Origin of the sequence: Streptomyces sp. NPDC051555, assembly GCF_044454405.1 — a bacterium.
Taxonomy (GTDB): domain Bacteria; phylum Actinomycetota; class Actinomycetes; order Streptomycetales; family Streptomycetaceae; genus Streptomyces.
In genome coordinates, this window is record NZ_JBITDP010000032.1 from 23,438 (window position 1) to 45,106 (window position 21,669).

Below are 21,669 nucleotides of genomic sequence, written 5' to 3' on the forward strand. Positions count from 1 at the left end.
CCGCCGAAAGACGCCAGCGACGGGCTGCTTCAGCCCTTCAACGTGACCGATGAATACGGCGTCCCCATCAGCGCGTACACGGTCAGGGCCGACACGGGGGACTGGAACGACATCGACCTGAAGATCTGGAACGTGCTGGCCCAGTTCTTCTTCGGCGTCGCAAAGTGGTTCATCGGCTTCGCCTGCTGGCTGATCAAGTGGGCCCTTGACTTCGGCCTGGCGCAGGTCTTGGTGAAACCGGTCGATGAGATCGCCAGCACCATCCGGGACCAAGTCATCAATCGCCTAGGCCTGCCCGGGCTGTTCCTGACGTTCGCGGCCGTGTACGCGGGCTGGCACATCATGTTCAAACAGCGCTCCCGCGGCTTCGCCGAGGCTGGCATGTCCCTCGTCATCGCCGCTGTCGCCACTACGTTGCTCATCTCCCCGGCCCAGGTCCTTCTCGGCACCCAGGACCAGCCCAGCCCGGGCGGGAACTCCATGCTCCTGTCAAAGAACGGACTCATCGGAGGAGCCAGGGACTTGTCCCTGCAGGTCTCCAGCCTCGTGCTGAGCAATGACCCGAAGGCCGTCCAGGCAAACCCCGAGACCGTCAGCAAGCCCATCACGGACGCCCTCGTCGACGCCTTCATCGTCAAGCCCACACAGCTCATGCTCTACGGCGAGGTCTTCGACAAGGAATGCTCCAAGGCCTTCGCCGACTACAAGCTCGTCGAATACAACTGGTCACAGTCCGGCAAAGTGCTCTTTGGTCCTCAAGCGCTAGTACCTGGAGTGACCAGCCTTGAAGAAGTCGGAAAAGCCAGCGACAAATTCAGTGAGATCTGCAAGCGGACCAAAGAGGGGCCCCTGAAAACCAAGAAGGCCTCAGCAGACATGGCTTTCAGTGCCATCTTCGTGGCCCTGGCCGCCATCATCGTGTCCGTCCTGATGTGCCTGGTCGCAGGCGGCTTCCTCGTCGCCCAGGGCTGGATTGCATTCGAAGGCATCCGCGGGCACTGGGCGCTGTGCGCCGGCATCCTTCCCGGCGGCGGCCGCGCGGTGCTGTGGCGCTGGGTCGCCGCCATCACCAAAGCCGCACTCTCTGTCGTGCTGGCCATCCTCTTCCTGGCGATCTTCATCCTGATAATCCTCGCTCTCATCAAGGCAAAGACCGGATCGATTCTCGCGATCAAATTCATCTCGATCGACATCGCCGCCATCGCCGGGCTGGCCGGCCACAAGAAGATCAAGGAGACGGCCCGGCAGATTTCCGTCAACCTCAATCGCCGACTCCACAACGCGCGCGTCGGGGGCAGTCGTCAGTCCGTCTTCAGCAGTTACGGCCGCTTCGCCGAGACTGCCCCCGGCCTCAAGCAGGTGTGGGGCGAAGCCCGCGGGGAGGCCAGCAAGGTCACCAAGCCCCTCGGCGCGATCGGACGCACCGCCAAGCAGCTGTGGACTGGATCTCCGCAGGGCGGTAAGAAGGGCGGCCGGCTCAGGGCAGCTGCACGAATAGCGGGCAACGCGGCCGCGGTCGTCGGCACGGGCGGCGCTGCCGCCGCGGGGAAGCTGGCCTTGCAGAACGCGGCCAAGCAGACACTCAAGAAGCGGCTCGCCACTGCCGCCACCAACAAGCTGTCCCAGACGCGCGGCGGACGCGCCACCATGGCCACCGGCAAGGCCGCGCTGATAGCCGGCAAGTACGGAGTCAAGGCCGGAAAGTTCGGTCTGATGGCCACCATCGGAGCTCCCGTTGGGATTCCGCGCGGTGTCGCCGCGACGAAGCGGGGGCTTCAGGGCGCGGGAACCCGGGCGACTGCGGTGGGGAGCGACCTCATCGCGGCAAAGAATCGGGCTGCTGCCCGCGTCGACAAGAAGCGCGGCGAGGCGAGGGCGTTCCGCCAGGAGTACGTGCGCAACACAGCCACCGCGACGAGGTTCGTTGGCCGGCACGCCGCCAACGCCCAGATCGGCCTGGCACAGCCTTTGCTACCCGCTTCCCCCACCACCCCGTCCAAGCGAACATCCGCTGCCACCGCTCCCCGCGTGCCCGGAGGCCTGAGTCCGAAGGCCAAGTCCGGCACGAAGCCCCCTGCGGCCCAGCCCAAGGCCGGCACTCAGCCGGCGGCCAACAAGCTGACGGGAACCGGGCCGAAGCCCACCCCGAAGACAGCGCCCAAACCGGTGAAGATCACCATGACGGGTGCTGGCGGGCAAGGCGCCGCCGCCGCATCGAAGAGCGGCTCAACATCGGGCCCTGCGGCCATTCCGGCCGTCCCCGCCACGTCTGCGCCCGCGGCTCAAGCCGGGCCGCCAACACCTACGAGCGCCGCCCCCTCGGGCGGCTCGAAGCCCCCGAAGAAGGCTGCTTCGGCGGCGCCGCAGCGCGTACGTCGCGTCGCTACGCGTCCCGCCGGACCGCCGAGGTCGACCAGCTGACAGGCCGGTGAGGGCCGTTGCAGTACGCCAAAGCGGCCCTCACCCCTCTCGCCCACACACACCACACCGACCAGCTTCCGGGGGACCCTCATGTCGAAATCCACGTGCGAACAGCACAGCCGCTTCGGCACGGCGGCGATCGCAGCAACCGCTGTCCTGCTCGCCGGCCTCGGTGTTGGCCTTCTCGTGTGGCCGTCCGGAGGCAATCCCGCCACGACGAATCCCCAGGCACCGAAGCCCACCACCGGGCCAGTGACAGTCCCGGCCACTACACCATCGCCGCCACCACCTGTCACACCTTCGCCGTCTGACACAGCAGCGCGCGATGAGCCTGTCGCCGCAGTCCCCGCCGAGCTCTCCACTCTCGCACGCGTCTTCGTAGAGGCCTGGTCGAGTCACGATGCCCGACAGGGCAAGGACGCCTCCTACGCGGACGCCGGACGACGTGCCGCCGCTTTTGCATCGCCCGCACTGGCTGGACAGCTCTCTGCCTCGACGTCTGGAACTGCGAGGCAGTGGAAGCGCTGGTCCGATACCCAGGCTCAGGTCACCGCCGCCGTCACCGACGTTCTCATCCCCGACGGCGCACCCGCCCCGACCCCGGACCTCGCCTACCTGCGCGTGCACTACACCGTCACCGTCACCTCGGCAGGCACGCAGCCAACTCGCGACGAGGAGCACGTCGCGCTGGAGGCGCGACGCGACCCATCCGGCAAGTGGTGCGTCGTCGCACTGCCCTTCGCGTGACGAGGGCCCGTCCGTGAAGACCGTGCTGAAAGCCCTCGGCTGCCTGGGCTCCGTCATCATCGGCGTGATCATCGCTACCGTCATCGCCGTCGCCATGGCCGTTGCCGACAAGGAGGGCTCGGACGACCTCGGCAACGCGGGGTTCGGCGGAGGAATCGCCAAGGATGCCCCCGTCCCCGACTGGGTCAGAGATCTCATCCTCAAGAACATGGGTGCCTACGGCTGTCCCGAGATCACTCCCTCGCTCATCGCGGCGCAGCTCTACACCGAGTCAACCTTCAATCCGATTGCCCAGTCCGTGGACCCCAAATCCGGCGATCCCATAGCCGACGGGATCGCGCAGTTCATCCCGACAACCTGGGCAGGCCACGGGGTCGACGGGGACGGCGACGGCGACAAGGACGTCTGGGACCCCAAGGACGCCATCCCCGCCCAGATGGCCTACGACTGTTCACTGGCCAAAGACGTCAAGGATGTGCCGGGCGACAAGACCGACAACATGCTGGCCGCGTACAACGCCGGGGCTTACGCCGTGCAGAAGGCCGGGGGTATCCCGCCCCTCAAGGAAACCCGCGGATACGTCAAAGAAATCCGCGAGCTCGCCGCCAAGTGGGCCGCCGTCGACGGCAAGGGAGGCGTGCCGCTTCTCCCGGGCTCGGGTGGAGCCGCACAGGCGATCGCCACGGCGAAAACAGCGCTGGACACCATGTACCAGTGGGGCGGCGACTGCGAGCCGCCGTTCGACCACGACCGGAACCGAGGCTGCGACTGCTCCAGCCTCATGCAGTACGCGTGGGGATCGGCCGGCGTCAACCTGCCCCGGGTCACCTACGACCAGGTCCACTCCGGATCAGCTGTCAACAACATCTCGGAACTCCGCCCCGGCGATCTCCTCTTCTCCCGGCCCGGCCCCAGCGGCCCCGAACACGTCGGGATGTACATCGGTAACGGCGAGGTCATCGAAGCCCCCAAGACTGGCTCTCCAGTTCGAATACGGCCGCTCAGCGAATGGGCGCCCATGATCATCGCCATGCGCCACATCGCATAACCCAGCTTGTTGAGGCGGGTTGCGTGACCGCAGGCGAAAAAATTTTCGCCCCGAGTGTCACACCGAGCCGTGTCCTTGCACCTGTAGCAGATGAAAGCCCGTCTGCTCTTGGAGGTCCCTCGTGCTCCCGTCTTCCCTGCTCCTCGCCTCGGCCACTGGCCGGACGTCGCACCGCCCGGTCTCGGACGGTGGACGGTGAACACGACCGATCTCATCGACGAGGCGCTCGTCGTCATCCAGGACCTCCCCACCCACGCCGAACGGCTGGTGGGCTGGGCCGCGAGCAACGCCTGGTGGGTCGCCCTGCTCGTCGTGGGGGCGGGGGCCGCCGCCGGGACGGGCCGTTGGTTCCTGTCCAGGGGGTCGTTCACCGAGCGCGCAGCGCTGGAAGTGCTGCCGACCACCGGCTTCGACCCGAAGGTGGAAGAGGTGGTCCGCTTCGCCCACCAGATCACCCGCGCCCACAAAAGTGTCTCGCGCTGGCTGTTCGCCTCTTCCCGGGGCACCGCTGTCCGTATCCGCTTCACCTGCTCCGGCGGGATGTTGTCCATGCGCGTGGAGGGCCCGGCCAAGGCCCTTTCGGTGCTGCGGCACCAGGGGTACGCCCAGGTGGAAATGCGGCCTGCCGAGTCCGGCGGGCTCCCCGCTCGCGAACGCCCCCAGATCCGTCTGGGCGTCCAGCCTGGCTCCAGCACCCAGCCCGCCGCCTGACCTGCCACAGAAAGACGATCATGACCACCACACCTGAACTGACCGGCGCACCGCCGGTCGACCTTGCCAAGCCCCAGGCGGCCGGCCCCGTGAGCCGTGGCCCGAAGATGCACTACGCACGGGCCGAACTCGCCCTCGCGCTGCCCGACCACCTCGCCCTGCGCGAAGTCCCGCTCACCCCGGACCCGCTTGAGGCACTGGCCAACGCTGTCGCCGACGTCCGCGAGGACCTCGGCGAAAGCGCCGACGTCGTCCTCGACCTCGTTCCCGTCGCCCCGTCCCGGGTGAGTAGCCGCCGGCGGCGCCTGCTGGCGCAGGCACGCCGCAACCCCGCCGACGGACCGGCGATACCGGGCATGCCGCAGCGCACCAACCGCTTCGGCTTCGACATGTCCTCGGTGCTGTCCGAGATCGCGACCGAGATGAAGGGCAACCAGGGCCAGAACCAGCGGCGCCAGCCGTCCGGCGCCCAGCGCGCGCACCGCATGACCGACTTGAAGGCCGCCATGGGCAAGCTCGCCCCCGGGTCCGAGCCGGTCTTCTCCCTGCAGCTGCTCGTGCGCACCGGTGCCCGGGACGCGGACCGGGCTCGGATGCTCCTCGACCAGGTTCTCGCGGCTCTGGAGCCGTGGTCCGGGGACAACCACCTGCGCCCCGTCGGCCTCCACCTCGGCATCACCCGTGTACGGGCCGACCACTGGATGTACCGGAGCCGCTTCGACCGCCGTTTCGAGACCGGGCTGTTCACCCCGCGCCGCAACTCCTGGGTGACCGCCGAGGAGATCGCCGGCCTGCTCAAGCCGCCGACCAAGAACAACAGCGCCGCCAACATCGCCCGCTCGGGCGGCGTCGTCCCGCCGCCGCCGGCCGCTCTGCCCACGTGGACGGGCCAGCGCGGTCTGCTCCCCCTTGGCTGGGTCTCCAAGCCCGGCGGCGGGGAGCGCCTCGCCGGTGTTCCGCTGAAGTACCTGTTGTTCGCTCTGTTCCTGGGCAAGTCGGGCTTCGGCAAGACGGAGATGTCGCTGGTGCAGGCCATCGCACTGGCCCACAACGGGTTCGGGGTGCTCTTCCTCGACCCCCACGGCGACGGCTGGACCAGAGCGCGGCCCTACCTCGCCCACAAGGCGCTGGCCGACCGGATCTGGGCGATCGACCTGACCTCTCCCGAGCTCGACAGGATGGTCGGCTCGTGGAACCCCCTGTCCATGGAGCGCCGGCGCGAGGCCGAGATCCCCGACATCGTCCAGTACATCGTCACCGGTTTCGCGGCCGCGTTGAACTGGTCCGACTCCGCAGGCCGCGCCAAGACCATCCTGACCCGCGCGGTCGAGTCCCTGGTCTACCTGTCGTGGCAGGTGTGCCGGGCGGGCCGCCCGGATCTGGCGCCGACGGTCTTCCAGATCCGTACGATCCTCACCGACGCGGTCTGGCGCACTAAGGTCCTGCCCTACCTGACCAAGGACATCCGCGACTTCTGGGAGAACGTCTTCCCCTCCTACGCCAAGGAGGCCACTCCGGTCGTCACGAACATCATCGAGCGGCTGTCGTCTTCCAACGCGGTCAAAGCGTTCCTCGGGTCGAGCCGGTCGACGTACGACATCCGGCACGCCATGGACACATCCAAGATCGTTTTCGTGTGTCCTGCGGGAACGGGCGACGTCGACCGGATCATCAGCTCCCTGCTGATCTACGACCTGTTCCGGGCCGGCCTGTCACGGCGCGACACCCGCCCCGAGGACCGTCGTGACTTCTTCTCCTTCGTCGACGAGCTGACCAGCGTGGACGGTGCCTCGAAGGGGACGCTGGCCCAGATCACCGAGCAGCTGCGCAAGTTCAACGTGAAGTTGCTGGCGATGACGCAGATGGCGCAGCGCCTGACCCCCACCACCCGGCAGGGCCTGCTGCAGAACCTGTCGATCCTCTCCACGACCGCGTCCGACATCGACGAGGCCACGCTGGTCGCCCGGCGCTGGGGCAAGAAGGTTTCGCCCGACACGATCACCCAGCTCGACCGGTACAACTACGTCATGTCGGTCACCCTGGGCGGAGGCCAGACTGATCCCTTCCGTGTCCGCGGTGCCTCCGTCGAGGACCTCTACGGCGACTACTACCGGCCGCAGAACGAAGAGCGGCTGGAGCAGGCGATCAACGAGAACCTCCAGCGCCGGCCGGTCCGCGACATCTTGACCGACCTGCGCCGCTTGGACCAGAGGCTGCGGAAGTTCATCGTCACCCTCCCCGTGCCGCCGGACGACATCGACTCCGAGGACCCCGAACTCCCGCCCGAGGACCCGGAGGGTGAGGCGGCAGCCAAGCCCGCGGAGGGCCCGAACGGCCCGGCGGGAGACGGCGGAAACTCGGCCCAAGGCTCGTCGAAGCCGCGTGTCCACGACAGCGGGGGCACCGTCGTCAGCGGCGGCCAGACCCCAGCCGATGAGGGCCCCGGCAACGTCCACCAGCTCAACCCCAACCAGAATGAGTCGAGGCTCGGATGACCCTGCACCTTGCCGAACCGGCCACGGCTCCGGTTCGCACGCGCAGCTTCCACACCATGGCCCGCCGTGCCCTGGAAATGCTGTACCAGCACCGGGTGCTGTCCACCCAGCAGCTTCACGTCCTGCTCACCGAGCCGGAGAAGCGGCCAGCTCGCCCCGTGTACCTGCTCGGCCAGCTCGGCGATCTCCAGTCGGCAGGCCTGGTCGACCGGGTCCGGGCACAGGGCGGCGGCTCCGGGCCGGGGCGAATCCAGAGCCAGCCCTACCTGTGGTTCCTGACCGATTCGGGCGCCGAGTCCGTCGAGGAGGCCGCCGAGCTCCCCAGCCGCCCCTACCGGGTCACGCCCGAGTCGGTGGCGGGAGCTCGGCAGGCGCACACGCTCGCAGTCAACGACGTGGGCGTGGCCTTCGCCGAGCACGCCCGCCGCCTCGGGCACGAGTGCGGCCCGCTGGACTGGACCCCCGAGGTCGCCAACAGGATCAGGGACGGCCAGCGCCGTTTCGAGGACGACCACGTCATCAGCGACGCCGTGCTCAACTACGTCCACGTCGAGCGCGGCCGACGCACCATGCTCAGCTTCTTCATCGAGCTGGACCGGGCCACGATGACCTCCGCCCGTCTCGCGGCGAAGCTGCACGCCTACGGCCGGCTGTACGAGTACGTACCCCAGAGCCCCGACCGGGCACGCCGGATACCCAACGCCACCCGTCCGGCCTGGATGTACAACTACCCCGTCTTCCCCAGGGTCCTGGTGGTTCTGGACGCCGCGCCGCCCCGGCACGGCGAGCCGGACCGGCGGCCGCAGCGCCTGGCCGCGCGTACGGACGACCTCTACACCCGGGTCGCAGCCGACGTCCGGCTCAACCGGCTCAAGGACGACATCGCCATCGGCGTCACCACCCTGCAGCAGCTCCAGCAGCACGGTCCCTGCGCGCCGATCTTCACCCCGCTTCTGCGGGGGACCCCGGCCAACCGGCCGGCCACCACCGACTTCTATCTCGCCACGAAGTAGCCGGCCGCCGGACGCGGCCCTGAAGGAAGCAGCACGATGACCAGTACCTCGCTCGAAGCTCCGCCGGACGGCGGGAGCATGATCCGGCTCACCGAGATCCTGCACCGCAGCGTCAAGCTGCGGCAGCGGCGATTCGAGATGCTGCCGCTGCGCGGCGTCGGTGCCCCGTTCACCGAGGCCCACGCCCGCAACCCCTCCGACTCGCTTCCGCCGTCGGAACTCGCTGACCTCATCTCCTCCATGTCCGTGATCGGCCTCCTGGAGCCGGTCCTGGCCGAGGAGATCATCATCGACGGCAAGGCCCCGACGATCCGGCTTGTCACCGGCGAGCGCCGCCTGCGCGCCATGCGCTGGGGGGCGACCAACAGGCCGGACAACCCCCACTTCGCGGCCCTTCCCGCGGTCGTCTGCCCGGGTCCCCTGAGTGACGAAGAGCGCCACATGTGGCGGTTCGTCGAGAACTTCGCCCGTGAACCCCTCCGGCCCGGCGAGCAGGCCGCCGCCCTGCTGTACCAGCGGTGCGCCATCCTCGTCGGGAAGCTCCTGAAGTCCGGCAGGCCTGTCCCTCAGGAGGTCTACGCCATCCCGGATCCGGCTGAGCGCTTCCAGGCCCTGGAGAAGATCCGCGGCACGGACAGCTCGTGTGCCGCGCCGTGGAGCGAGGTACTCAACCGGCTCGGGCTCCAGCTCAACGAGCGCAAAGCCGGCGAGCTGGTGCGCGCCTTCCGCGCGCTGCCGCGTGAGCTCACCGAGGAGATGGACGAGGCGGCGATCCGGCTGAACACCCGGATCCGGTACGCCGAGCTGCGCAACGGCCGAGCGGAGGCGGCTGAAGGAATCTGGGCCGCGCTCAAGACGTCCAAGCGCCTTCACCTCCTGCCCACGGCCGTGAACGTCGGCCTGGAAGAGCCTGGCCTGGGGCCGGACGAGATCATCGCGGAGGCGGAAGAGCGGCAGGACACAGCGAACGCCGACCGCCGCGCCAAACTAATGCGCGTTGCCAGCACAACCGACGCGGACAAGGCCGAGGACCCCGAGACGGAGCTCGACCCGTCCGAACCAAACCCACGGGAAGACGGCGAGGCCCCGGACCCCTCCGCCGTGCCCTTGGCCCCGGTAGCGGGCTCCGAGAGCAACACGGCAGCGGCGCCCTCGGTGCAACAGCCGGACGTTGCAACGGACGTCATCAAAGCCGCTCTCGACGGGGTACGGAGCCTGCTGGTCGAGGTCCGGGCCGGCAAGGAGATCTCCCGCTACGACCGCGGCTCCCTGCGCCTGGCCCTGCGCGAGCTCAGCACCCACCTAGAAGACGAAGCCGCCCACCCGGGCGCGACACACGAAGGATCCGAAGCCGCATGAACCTGATCTCCCTTCCCACCCCGACCGTCGGCGTGCCCCTGCCCGGGCGCGGCTGCGACTGCAACGCCTGCGCGTTCTACGCCGGACCCGACGGCCGGGGCGGACCGGCCACCGTCGAACCGCTGTGCTCGGGCACCAACTCCGACTGTCGGTTCTGCGGGTGCGCGGCGACAGAAGCGGACGCGCCCGCGAACGCCTGCGTCACGCGAAAGTGCCCGATCCGCTGCGGCAGCCGGACCGACATTGCCCAGTGGATGGCCGACGTCGGCGGCACCCTGAGCTTCGACGACATCAGCATCGATGGCGCTCTTCCCGACCTGCCGACGTTCATCCCCATGACCGACGGCTCCTCCGTCACCAAACTCGACGCCAGCTTGAACTGGCCGGCCTACGGGGTCGGACTGCGCAGAGTGTTCTCCCCCGACACCCACACCCTGTACAAGCGGTTCACCGAGCAGACCGCGCACCAGGCCCTGGACCTCAAACCGCACCAGAAGGCCGTGCTCGTCGGCTACGGAGAGGACCCCCTCGTCGAAGCCTTCTGGACCAGGCGTCAACGCGACCGTCTCGTCGAACGGATCGCCGAGCAGCAGTGGGACCTCGTGCTCTCCTGCAACTACTCGATCTACGGCGACTGGCCGAGAACCGAGCACCTCCTTAACATGCGCCGGTGCCTGCTCCTGGCCCAGGAGTTCGCCGAGGCCGGCGTGCCCGTCGTCCCGAACGTGTACTGGTTCCGGCTGGAGGACTTGGAGCGGTATCTGTCCTGGATCGAGGACGCGCCGCCGCCGGCGATCGCCATCAACGTGCAGACCGTGCGGGACAACGCGACCTGGGACAGCTGGGAGCGCCCCGGGCTGCACTGGCTGGCCGCGAACCTCCCCGACGACATGCCCGTCTTCCTCACCGGGCTGTCCCGCGCCAACCGGATCGCGGAGATGGTGGACCTCTTCGGCTCCCGGCTGACCCTCATCTCCCAGAACCCGCACCAGTACGCCCTGCACGGCGCCGTTATGACGGCGAACGGCCGTGAAGACGTCCACGCCCGGCCGGAGGACGCATTCGCCGCGACGGTCCAGTACATGTCCTCACTTCTGCCGGCCCGCTGAAAAATTATTCGCCCGAACTGTCACACCGGCGGCTCCTCCCACACCTGTAGCAGGTGAGACCCCTTATGGGAGGAGCCCCGATGTCGACCGACGTCAACCAGCCCGGCGCACCGGCCGCCGATGCGACCAGCACGACTCCGACGTCCGCGGCCTGGCGGCTGTGGATCCTGCTGGTCTGGCACCCTGCCCTGGGCCTGCCCGTGGACCCCGTCGCCGTGCTCGCCCTCGACAGCGCCGACGAGCCGACGGCGCGCGTCGTGCGATGGATCCCCCTCGTCTACGACGCGGCGGACCCGTGGCGTGAGCGCCTCGGCGAGAGCACCACCCTCGACGACATCGCGGACTGGACCGTGCAGTCGGGCATCTGCGCCATCGAGCCCGTGCCGGTGCCCGACGGCGCGCTCGACCTCGCCCACGCCGCCGATCTGGTCATCAACGACCTGCTCGCCGAGGTCATCCCTGTCCTTCCCCCGCGGGGTGACGTCTGATGGGCACGGGCAGCAAGTCCAGCCACGCCTCCTACGCCGTCGGGCCTACCACCGCATCCGAGGCACCGGAGGAGCAGCCGGTGGCCGCGGCGCCGGTGCAGCCCATGTCGGACGAGGAGATCCAGGCCAAGTCCAACCTGCTGGTGGCGATGAACCTCATGGAGGAGATCGCCGACCCGTCATTCGCGGACTCCGACACCGAGGTCCTGGACGGTGCGGTGGAGCGCTACAAGCTCTTCGTCGGCCAGGTCGAGGTAGCTCAGGAGGCCATCGAGAAGCTGAAGGCGGCCGGCGCCTCTGAGGAGGAGATCGAGGCCCACACGAAGGCGCTCAAGGCCCAGACGACAGCCTTCCTCACCTCCCTCGATGACGAAGACCTGCGTGAGATCGCCACCGACAAGGGCTTCGAGCACCCGGCGCTGGTCGGGCTCTCCGGCAAGGGCCAGCACGCCCTAGTCCACTGGCTCGACCCCGCCTACCCCGACGGCATCCCATCCAAGGAGAAGATCCAGGCCGCCGCCCACAACCGGTATCAGCAGCTGCTGGCCGGCGAAACGGTCGGCGGAATGACCCTGGCCGAGTACCACGACCACGCGGGGCTCGAGCCTGTACCCAGCGGCGGGTCCTGGTCGGCCACGCCGGAGGAGGCGAAGGCCGCCGCCGGGGCGATCACCAAGACCGTCAACACCTACCTCCACGACGCGAAGTACACGGCCGGCCCGAAGCAGGGCGAGGCCCTGCAGGCGATGCTCGCGGCCGAGGACAAGCTGGCGACGGCCGACTGCCCCGAGCTCGGCGAGCAGATGGACAAGGGGAAGGCGCATGCCAAGCTCCTCGTCGACCAGGCCCTCAACGCCCACTCCCTGCACCCGTACGACGTGAGGCCGGCCGTCGAGGAAGCCGTCGCGTCGGGTGCGCTGACGGAGACCGAGGCGAACCACCTCACCGCGCGCGAAGTCGTCACGTTGATGCGTTCGACGACGCCGGAGGCCGAGGCACAGTCGCTCAAGGACCTCGCGGTCACGCGCCAGGAGCAGCTCGCCAAGCTGGACGCCGCCTACGCCTCCCACTCCGCCCTCGCACCTGAGGGCGGGGAGTTGCTGAAGCTGCCCCCTGCGGGGGAGCCCGGGGCCTCGCAGGCCATCACCGCGTGGGCGCAGAACGCAAGCGAACTCAAGGATGTTCAGCACAGCGTCTTCGGCTGGTACCTGAAGAGCCAGCACTCCGACGGCGGCGATCCCTTCGCATCGCACCCCGGCGTCAGCGCGTACAAGCACGTACAACCCGACGGCCTGACCACCGACTTCAAGGCGTGGGCCAAGGAGCAGAAGCTCGCCGACCTGCGCGTGGTCGCCGGCGAGATGGGGATGGACAACAGCGCCGGCGCCTCCCGTGCCCACGTCCAGAACTACATCGCGGCCAGCTTCAACCCGAAGTACGACCAGGCCGCCATCAAGGAGAAGGCCGCGGCCGCAGTCGCGAAGAAGGCAGCCGTCAAGGCCCCGGCCGCGACGGCACACGCGGCGAATCCGGGCGGCGAGCTGGCCTCCGACGAGGCTGTCCAGGCGCTGGCCAGCAACCTGCCCTCCAGCCCCAGCGGCGGATCCGCAACCCCGGCCCCCACACCGTCGGCCACGACACCGGAGCCTGCGGCAGCGTCGACCGCCTCTGGGCCCCCGGCAACATCGACGGCTCCGGCGGCCCCGACTGCTCCAACTGTCCCGAAGGCGTCGAAGCCGCCCAAGGCGATGAAGCCCGCGAAGCCTGGATCGTTCAACGCGAACGTCCAGGCGATGATGGCCCAGGTCCAGCAGGCCAAGGCCACCCATCAGGACGTACCGAAACGCCTTGACGACAAGGAGGTCGCGGCGTGGACCTTCGGCGCCGGGACGAGCGGGTCGAGCCTCGGCGGGACGTACGCCAAGACCATTCATGCGGCCCCGGACGGCAGCCAGTGGCTGTTCAAGGCCGACCACAACCACGGCGGAGCGCTCGGACACGCAGAGGCAGGCGCCTCGCATGTCCTGTCGTTGGGCGGCGTGCCGTCCGTGCCGGTGTACGCCCACAAGCAGACGAACGGGACCGCCGGCTCCATCCAGCCCATGCTCCAGGGCGCCAAGCCCTTCAGCAGCAACCCCAGCCAGTGGACGCAGAGCCAGGTCGACGCGATCATCCAGTCCCACCCCGGGTCCTGGCTCGTCAGTGAGCATGACGGCCACAAGAACAACTGGCTGGAGACGCCGTCAGGCGGCGTGGTGCAGATCGACCGCGGCCAGGCCTTCAAACACTTCGGCAGCGACAAGCTGTCGGTGGACTACGCACCCAGCGGCGGGGGCGGCTTCACACCAGTCCACCAGCTCCTGTACCAGGCGGCCCTTAGCGGAGGCCTCGCCAAGGGCGTGAAGGTCACCCCGGCGGCCGCACACGTGGCGATCAAGAAGCTCGAGTCCATCCCGGACACCCAGCTCCGCTCGGTCCTGCACGCCACCGCCCACGAAGGTGCCAAATCCGGCGTCGCGTGGGTGCCGCAGATGCGCAGCCGCGCCGCCAAGGCCTTGAAGATCCCCCAGTCCCAGGTCACGCACGAGCAGATCGCCGGAGCGTTCCTGGACCACGCAGTCGAGAGGAAGAACACCTTGCGTGAGAGCTTCACCAACTTCTTCGTCAAGGAACTGAAGATGCCCTCCGGGGCTTCCCTCAAGCATGGAGGTAGCTGATGGGAACCGGATCGAAGTCCAGCCACCAGAGCTACGCCGTCAGTCCCACCGCGGTCGCGGAGAGTCCGACGGCGCCCGTGGAGCTCGGCGGCGTGCTGGCCGATGAGGGAGGCATCGTCGGCAGCGAGGCCGGTCCCGTCAGTGAAGAGCCCCAGGCATCCGGTCATCAGCTGGTCTTGGATGAAGCGGACGCTTCTGCTGGGCCGGATACCGAGCTCGCTGAGTTGGAGGCTGATGTTGATGAGTTCCTCCAGGAGCAGTTCAACCAGTTCGATAGTCCCCAAGCCGAGGAGATGCCCCAGACGGCGACCGCTCAGCCCGAAGAAGGGGAAGCCGCCCTGCAGGAGGTGGCTCAGGAAGACGGCGAGGCCACCGCTCAGGAGGCCGGCCAGGCCGACAGTGATGTCCCGGCGGGTGACGAAGCCACGCCTCTGGCGGAAGAGCTCGATGAGCCGGAGGAGGAGAAGGATCCGCCGCTGACCCCGGTGCCGGCGGCTCCGCCGGTCGGCGCGCCGACCGGCGTGCCGCTCCTGGTGGGCGGCCCCGACTTCATCAACTCCGAGGCCACGCTCGTCGCGTACGACTCCGAGGACGGCCCGCGCGAGGTGCTGCTCGCGCACATCTCCGAGGACGCCGAGGACCGGCTGCTCGACGCCCTGAGCATCGCCGGGACGCACACAGAGGAGATTGAGGTCGAGGAGCAGGTCAAGGGGCGGCTCGACCTCGACAAGAAGATGAAGCTGGCCGAGCTGACCAAGACGGCAGTCACCTCGGTGCAGCACAAGCTGAACCAGGAACTCCCGATGTCCGAGGCATCGATAGCCAAGCACGAGAAGGCCGTCGACGCGGTCTCCGCGGTGCTTAACGACCCAGGAACCAGTGAGGCCGAGAAGGCCATGGCCCAGCACTACTTGGACCAGCTGGACGTAGTGAAGGACAAGATCGACAACGGGGGCACGCCGATGCCATGGATGGACGCCTACGAGGTGACCGGCACCAAGATGGTCACCAAGCAGGTCCAGGTGTCCGATGGCGAGCCGGAGCCAGGGACGCTCGTAGCGACAGCGCGCAAGGCTAGCCGGATCAAGGCCGCCCTGGATTCCGAAACGGGGCAGAGCTCTTGGGACGGCGTCACCCGCAGCCATGCCAACGGCACCGAGTACGAGATCGACATGGGTGACGGCTGGAAGGCCGTCTACCGGCCCTACAAGGAAAACGACCCGTCGAGCACGGAGTACTCCCTGCGCGGACAGCTCGAAGTCCACGCACCCCAGGGCGCGGGCAACGGCGAACAGCTCGTGGAGCGCCTGGAACAGCTGCACCTGATGAACAAGCCGATGACCGCGGCCGAGGGCGAGTGGACCTACCTCGCGAACAACATCCAGGCACAGAAGCTGGAGAAGGCGGCCGGCATGAAGGCGGCCATGGAGACTGCCCAGGGTCTCCAGGACCTCCAGGTTCAGGAGATCGTGCACCAGCGGATGGAGTCCCTGATGGGGCTCGACAGCGACGACCTGCAGACTCAGATGAAACGGATCCACCTGGAAGCGGCCCAAAAGGTGCTGCCGATGAAGGTCCAGGTGGTCCGCGACGCGGTCGCCAAGGCCAGCGGTTTCACGAACGGCTCCGAACTGGCGGCCAGCCCGGGCTACGAACCGGCTCCCACGACGGACGGAAGGTGGCTGACCTGGTCGCGCTTCGACGTGACCGGCAAACACGAGGAGATCCAGTCGGCATTCACGGGCCGGGCCTTGACACACAGCATCGGCAGCGGTGACATCGCCAGCCTGCTGGGCACGGGTGTCCTCGCGTCTACGGAGAAGCGCGCCGTGATGGGCATCGGCAGCGGCATCGGACAGAGCGAGCAGTCAGACAAGATGACTGGCGGCGCTAACTCCGTGTTCCTCCGCGTTAACAGCGACAGCGGCTACTACGGCGGAGGCACCCTGATCTGGGACGACCCCAGCGTGCTGATGCGGCGCAGTGACTACTACGCCTACGCCGGTGACCACTACGGCGCGATTAACCCAGACCACCACAACTACAGCAAGTCTGCGATCACCCGGGACCCGATGAAGATCGCTGGCTTCGGCGGCGACTCGAACGAGGTGATGTTCCGCAACGGCATCGACCTGCTTGGCGCCGAAGCCCCCAGCCGAATCGTGTGCGGGTCCGCCGGCGAGCGGGACTCGATCCTCTCGTCGCTCTCCGCTCGGGGCATCACCGAACTCGGCGGGAAGCCGGTCGAGGATGTCCTGTGCCTGAACAAGTATTGATACGAGGAGTTCCACGATGACAGCAGCACAGCAGTGGCGGCAGCGGTTCTCGGACCTCATCGCCGGCGAGCACAGCACCACTGGAGACCCGGTCGACGCGGGCGCGCGCTTGATCGTCTTCGATCCCGAAGGTGAGGAGGTCTTCCGTGCCGCCCTCGCCCGGCACCACCGATTCACGGACGACGACCAGACAGTGTGGATACGGCCGGTGTTCGGCGGCGGCGACACCGGGAGTGGGTACCTGTTCAATCTGGGGGTGGCACGGCGCCGCTCCCTGCAGTGGAAGAGCGCGCAAGTCGTCGAATGCGCTGTCGAGATGGACCTCGTCACCGGCCAGCGGGCCCGGATCGAGCCGGCCGACGGTGCCGAGCTGGAGGAGCTGACTCGCTGGGACGAATTCACCAACCGCCTCACAGCGGACGAGGTCTCGGCGCTGCGGAGCCTGGACGCGGACTCCTGGCAGGGACGCTATGCCTGAGCACTTCATCCGCCGGCCCGGCGGGGGCCGACAGCCGTATTGGCATGATGGCCTTCACGTCCCCAGCAACGCGGGACACCGGCCGGCCCACCAGCCGGCACGGCATACCTGGGAGGTGAACAGCGTGGCAGTAAGACGACGCGGCGTGCGCGGCTTCGACGGGGCGGTGCTCCGAGCTGCCCGCGAACGCCGCTCCATGTCGGTGGACGACCTCGAGCGGGCCACTGGTACCAGGGCTTCCCTGATCGACGCCTACGAGGACGGTCGGCGCACGCCGGAATGGAAGACCCTGGATGTGTTCGCCACCGCGCTCTCCAGCACGGTCGGTGAGTTGCGCCCCGGGCACGCGACCACCATGGAAGACCTCCGGTGCGGCGCCGGGCAGAGCCAGGCCTCCGCGGCGGCCGCAGCGGGCTTGACCCGCAGCGGCTACGCCATGCTTGAGAACGGCCACACCCGGACACTGAGGCTCGAGGTTGCGCAGCAGCTGGCCGCCACATGGGAGGTCCAGGAGGAAGAGGTCCTCCAGGCCCACGCGGCGGTCGTCCAGGCCGCTGGCACGCCGGCCCCGGTACTCGAAGGCGCCGTGCTGGACGGGATCGCCGCGCACTTCGGCGTTGATTCCGAGGCGCTGCTGGACCTCGCCCGCTCCATCCAGAACCAGAACGAGAGGAGGACGTCATGACAGTGCACCGAGGGCACCCGCGGACCGACGCCCGCCACGCGGCGCTGCGGAGCCCTCTGCCTGAGCAGGAGCGGCAGCTCCCGGTCGATCAGGCCTGGCTGCGCCGGCGGGCCAAGCAGTTCGCTCTCGTCTCCGGCCGGCCCTTCCATCTGGTCGTTGACCTCCAGGCGTACGCCTCGGCCACCGGGATGCACTTCTACCCGAACTACGCCGCCCAGATCTACACAGGCCCCGAGCATGCGCGGCTGACCGTGCCGCTGTTGGCCATCAACCTGAAGGTGATCACCACGCGCGAGGAAGCCGACCGCGCCCTGGCCCACGAGACCATGCACCTGGTCGTGCCGTCGTACGGCCACAAGGCTTCCGCGTTCGTCCGGGCGCAGCTCCTGCTCGACCAAGTCGGACAGTTGGCTTCCGTCTGACCCTTGTTCTCCCAGTGTGTGCCCTCGTCCCGCATCAGCATCGTGGGACGGGGGCACACGCATACCCGACCAATGAACGTTGCCTATCTCTGATATTGCTTGTACAGTAACTCGTGTCGGGCTGGATCGCATCCGCCCGTCCCGGGGCTGTCGTTGGCGGCCCTGATCACCAGCACGGGCTTCCGACGGCCAGCGACAGCTATCCGCACCCGCGCCTCAACCCACTCGGAGCCGACATGCCGAGCACGATGATTCCGTCCTTCAACCACATCGAGTCCGCCGCCGCCGACGCCGCGATGAAGCGTGCGCGGACGGGTAGCGCTCTCCCGGCCGGTACGGATCCGGCCGTGCACCACGAGAAGGACGAGGCCACGGGCGTGGCGCGGGTACTTCGCCACCGCCTCCGCCTGGACTCACTGAGCACTCCGGTCGCCATTCGCACAGGGGCCGACGCCCTCCACCCCCTTCTCGCTAGCGGTCGGCACTACCGCGCCGTCGCGCTGTCCATCCCCTTCGCGGGAAGGAGCCTCGACTTCCTGGCTTCGTACGACGACCGTCGCCGCCTCGTCTTCGACGTCGTCGCCTCGTGCCCGTGCTGCGACGAGCCGGTCCCCACCGAGGGGATCAACTCGCTCGAGGACTTGGGCGACTACCTCCTCCAGGCCCGCACCGCGCTCGGCGGGTCTCCCCGATTCCGCTACTCCCCTGCCCACACTGCCGTCTGCTCCGCACGCGGCGCCTGACTTCTGCCCGCTCCTCCCGCTCCACCCGGCGCCCCCGGCTCGCACAGAGCCGGGGGCGCCCCTGCATGAAACGACCTCCTGCCGGCGCACTCCCCCCGGAGACACCTGTCATGAACAACGCGAGCGGCTCTTCCGAACCGGAGCATCACGGCCCCTTCGGCCTGGTGGTCGCCTCCACCGACCGACCCACCGCGGCGCCGCCGAACTGGACCAACTGGCTTCTCCTGATGGTCCCGCTCTTCATCGCGGAGATGCGGGAGCTGCCCGACGACGAGATCGCCCGGCTCCGTGAAGAGAACGTCGACCTGATCACCGCCCATGGCGACGATGCCCAGTTCGGCGGCAGCCAGAGAGCCGGCGGACGCAACGCCATCGCTAAGGGGCTCGCGCTGATGGCGCGGGCCGACGGCGGCGTCACCGCACTCGGCGTCCACGCATGCCTCCGGCCGCACATCGGCTGCCCCGGCCGGTTCACCACCTCACCTGCCCCCGCCCATCCCGACGCGGAGAAGTGACTCATGACCGACACCAGCGCACCGAAGAAGAGCCCCCGGAAATGGCTTCTGACTCAGAACTCAGAACTACGGAAGGAGGGTATTTTCAACTGGACCCTTCCAGCATTTGCCGTAAAACTTCCCGATGGCAGCAACTTCAATGTATGCCAACAGGCAGGCATTTGCCAGAAATTCTGCTACGCCAGGGTCGGAGCCTACAGATTTAAGAACGTGCGTGCGGCTCACATTAGAAATCTCCTTCTCTGCAAGGACTCCCCGAAGGAATGGGAGGAGCGCATGACGGAGGAGCTGAGCCATAAGCGGTATTCCGGAAAGTGGATTCGCTTGCACGATTCTGGAGACTTCTATTCGGACTCTTACCTTCTCGCATGGATGCGCATCATGGAGAACTCTCCCGGAGTTCGGTTCTACTGCTACACCAAGGAGATCAGCCGCTTCAATAGAATTGTGGTGCCCGAGCCGCCCGCAAATTTCCTTTGGTGCTACAGTCTCGGCGGCCGCGAGGACCACCTCATCGATCTAGCGACCGAGCGGCATGCCGACGTGTTTCCCGATGTGGAGAAACTCATTGTCGCCGGATATTCAGATCAGACAGAGTCCGACCTCCTTTCGGTGCTCAGCGAGTCGCCTCTTGTCGGAATCCCGGCCAATCGGATCCGCCATCTGCTCAAGCTCCAAGGCGACTGGACATTCGGCGAACATCAGCGTGACCAGGACGAAAGGATGGCTGCGAAGAAAGCCAGGACGAGGACACCTGAACTCGTCCACTGACGACCAATGGGCGGTGGGGGGGGGGGGGGGGGCGGGCGGGGGGCCGGGCCCCCCCCCCCCCCCCCCCACCGCCCGTCCGCTATAGCTGGTCCACTCGGACCACCCCTTGTTGCTTATCTCCATAATGGGCTGTACTTTAGGTTCGCCTGTCCCCCTGCACGATCCGGGGCCGGCGAGGAAAGGAGCCGGCGGTGCCGGCAGCTTCATCCCCGATCCATCTACGACCTGCTCCGTCCGCGGGGCCGCCGCCCCGGCGTTCGCCGCCGGACCGACAAGGAGTGACACCGGTGATCCCAGCCGACGCCGCACAGCAGGAAGAGACGGTTGTAACCGTCGAGGAGATCGCGACGCGCTACACGGTCGCGACGACCCAGGTCTACAACTGGACTTCCATGCCGGGCTTTCCCGAGGGCTGGACCGTCGGCATGGTCGGCGACACCCTGGTGCGCAACGCCGAGGACGTGGATGCCTGGCTGAAGGACAACTTCCCCGTCCACTGGGCCAAGGGGCAGGACTCCGACAATCCGTTCGGGCTGCCCAAGGGCGGCGACCGGGACCTCGTGTCGCTCGCAGACATCTGCAGGTTCGAGGCGACGGCCCTCGGCCGGAAGGAGCCCGTACCCACGCCCACCCTGCGGGGCTACCTCTCCAAGGGGAAGATGCCCCAGCCCGATCGCCTGCCCGGGGATGGACAGCGGCCCGAGGTGCCTGACCGCCGCTGGTTCCGCAAGACCGCCTACGACTGGGTGAACCGGCCCCGCCAGCGCATGCGGCGCCAGACCAAGGCCGAGGAGCCGGAGGCGAAGCAGACCTCCGTCACGCAGCAGCCTGCTGCGCCGGCAGGGAACGCCGTGCAGCAGGGGGGAACCCTGACTCTTTCCGGGATCTCTTCGAAGTACGGCGTCATCGGGCGCACCGCTGGGTCGTGGACTCAGGCCGCGGGCTTCCCGGAGGCCAGCACTGATCCGGCCGGCTACGACGCCGCCGCGGTGGATGAGTGGGTGCGCGCCAACCGGCCGCGGGCGTGGGCTACGAGCCGGCGCCGGCCAGTGGCGGAAGACGCCGCCCCTGCTGTCGAGGCGAAGACGCCGGCCACGACCGGGCCGGCAACCACACGGCCGTCAGGGGGCAAGGGCCGTTCGGGGAGTGAGGAGCCCGTCGAGCTGGAGGTCGAGGAGATCGCCCAGCGGTTCGGGGTGCCACGCGGAACCGTGGCGAGCTGGATCACGGTCACGGAGAAGCGTGAAGGTGACACGGCAGTCCGCCCGGGCTTCCCGGAGCCGAGGCGCCGGCGCCCTCGCGCGTGGGACCAGGACGACGTGGACGCCTGGGTGGAGAAGGCCCGCCCGCACGTATGGGCCGCGTTCACCGGCTCCGGCCCCGTACTGCTCAACCCCCTGCCCGAAGGCGACCCCCAAGACCTGCTGGACATCGACGACTTCGGCACGATCCTCGGGAATGCCACGCGTGGCGAGCCCGTGCTGCGCGACACCATGGCCGCCTACCACAACCGGGGCCAGATCCCGTACGCCGACCGGGCGCCGGATGACGGCGGTACACCGCGCGTCTTTTCCTACCACTGGTACCGCCGGACGGTGAACGCCTTCGTCCTGAGCCGACCCGGACCCGGGAACTTCGAACCCAAGTAGCCCAACGCACACCCGGGGCTCG

The 21,669-nt window shown here is 68.2% G+C and carries 18 protein-coding genes; all 18 read left to right on the plus strand.

The window, feature by feature from the left end; all coding sequences use genetic code 11:
* Positions 1-42: 42 nt before the first annotated feature.
* The 18 genes from ACIBEA_RS38755 (at position 43) to ACIBEA_RS38840 (ending at position 21,647) form a co-directional block, all read left to right on the plus strand.
* On the plus strand, positions 43-2,421 hold the full coding sequence (locus ACIBEA_RS38755; RefSeq protein WP_399268124.1) for a hypothetical protein: 2,379 nt from the start codon (positions 43-45) through the stop codon (positions 2,419-2,421).
* 90 nt (positions 2,422-2,511) lie between these two features.
* On the plus strand, positions 2,512-3,168 hold the full coding sequence (locus ACIBEA_RS38760) for a hypothetical protein (RefSeq protein WP_399268125.1): 657 nt from the start codon (positions 2,512-2,514) through the stop codon (positions 3,166-3,168).
* A 13-nt stretch (positions 3,169-3,181) separates the two neighbouring features.
* A complete protein-coding gene (locus ACIBEA_RS38765) occupies positions 3,182-4,216 on the plus strand; it encodes an NlpC/P60 family protein (RefSeq protein ID WP_399268127.1) in 1,035 nt (344 codons plus the stop codon).
* 195 nt (positions 4,217-4,411) lie between these two features.
* Positions 4,412-4,927, plus strand: a complete 516-nt coding sequence (locus tag ACIBEA_RS38770) for a hypothetical protein (RefSeq protein ID WP_399268129.1) — start codon at positions 4,412-4,414, stop codon at positions 4,925-4,927.
* A 20-nt stretch (positions 4,928-4,947) separates the two neighbouring features.
* On the plus strand, positions 4,948-7,422 hold the full coding sequence (locus tag ACIBEA_RS38775; RefSeq protein WP_399268131.1) for an ATP/GTP-binding protein: 2,475 nt from the start codon (positions 4,948-4,950) through the stop codon (positions 7,420-7,422).
* Complete coding sequence (locus ACIBEA_RS38780) at positions 7,419-8,435, plus strand: replication-relaxation family protein (RefSeq protein WP_399268133.1); 1,017 nt, start codon at positions 7,419-7,421, stop codon at positions 8,433-8,435. The genes ACIBEA_RS38775 and ACIBEA_RS38780 overlap by 4 nt, the downstream gene beginning before the upstream one ends.
* Positions 8,436-8,471: 36 nt before the next feature.
* The gene (locus ACIBEA_RS38785) at positions 8,472-9,794 is read left to right on the plus strand and encodes a hypothetical protein (RefSeq protein WP_399268135.1); all 1,323 of its coding nucleotides are present in this window, start codon (positions 8,472-8,474) and stop codon (positions 9,792-9,794) included.
* Positions 9,791-10,903: a hypothetical protein gene (locus tag ACIBEA_RS38790; protein WP_399268136.1), complete on the plus strand. Its 1,113-nt coding sequence runs from the start codon at positions 9,791-9,793 to the stop codon at positions 10,901-10,903. The genes ACIBEA_RS38785 and ACIBEA_RS38790 overlap by 4 nt, the downstream gene beginning before the upstream one ends.
* A gap of 80 nt (positions 10,904-10,983) precedes the next feature.
* Positions 10,984-11,391 carry a hypothetical protein gene (locus ACIBEA_RS38795; RefSeq protein WP_399268138.1) on the plus strand — a complete coding sequence of 136 codons (408 nt, stop codon included), beginning with the start codon at positions 10,984-10,986 and terminating at the stop codon, positions 11,389-11,391.
* A complete protein-coding gene (locus tag ACIBEA_RS38800; protein WP_399268140.1) occupies positions 11,391-14,108 on the plus strand; it encodes a hypothetical protein in 2,718 nt (905 codons plus the stop codon). The genes ACIBEA_RS38795 and ACIBEA_RS38800 overlap by 1 nt, the downstream gene beginning before the upstream one ends.
* Positions 14,108-16,384 carry a hypothetical protein gene (locus tag ACIBEA_RS38805; RefSeq protein ID WP_399268142.1) on the plus strand — a complete coding sequence of 759 codons (2,277 nt, stop codon included), beginning with the start codon at positions 14,108-14,110 and terminating at the stop codon, positions 16,382-16,384. The genes ACIBEA_RS38800 and ACIBEA_RS38805 overlap by 1 nt, the downstream gene beginning before the upstream one ends.
* A 16-nt stretch (positions 16,385-16,400) precedes the next feature.
* A complete protein-coding gene (locus tag ACIBEA_RS38810) occupies positions 16,401-16,862 on the plus strand; it encodes a hypothetical protein (protein ID WP_399268143.1) in 462 nt (153 codons plus the stop codon).
* A gap of 124 nt (positions 16,863-16,986) precedes the next feature.
* Complete coding sequence (locus ACIBEA_RS38815; protein WP_399268145.1) at positions 16,987-17,547, plus strand: helix-turn-helix domain-containing protein; 561 nt, start codon at positions 16,987-16,989, stop codon at positions 17,545-17,547.
* Complete coding sequence (locus tag ACIBEA_RS38820) at positions 17,544-17,969, plus strand: hypothetical protein (RefSeq protein ID WP_399268147.1); 426 nt, start codon at positions 17,544-17,546, stop codon at positions 17,967-17,969. Before ACIBEA_RS38815 ends, ACIBEA_RS38820 begins: the two co-directional genes overlap by 4 nt.
* Positions 17,970-18,205: 236 nt before the next feature.
* Complete coding sequence (locus ACIBEA_RS38825; protein WP_399268149.1) at positions 18,206-18,712, plus strand: hypothetical protein; 507 nt, start codon at positions 18,206-18,208, stop codon at positions 18,710-18,712.
* 110 nt (positions 18,713-18,822) lie between these two features.
* Positions 18,823-19,227, plus strand: a complete 405-nt coding sequence (locus ACIBEA_RS38830; protein WP_399268151.1) for a hypothetical protein — start codon at positions 18,823-18,825, stop codon at positions 19,225-19,227.
* Between the two features lie 3 nt (positions 19,228-19,230).
* On the plus strand, positions 19,231-19,998 hold the full coding sequence (locus ACIBEA_RS38835; RefSeq protein WP_399268153.1) for a hypothetical protein: 768 nt from the start codon (positions 19,231-19,233) through the stop codon (positions 19,996-19,998).
* Between the two features lie 287 nt (positions 19,999-20,285).
* Positions 20,286-21,647, plus strand: coding sequence for a hypothetical protein (locus ACIBEA_RS38840; protein WP_399268155.1), 1,362 nt, complete (start codon positions 20,286-20,288; stop codon positions 21,645-21,647).
* The last annotated feature ends 22 nt before the right edge of the window (positions 21,648-21,669 follow it).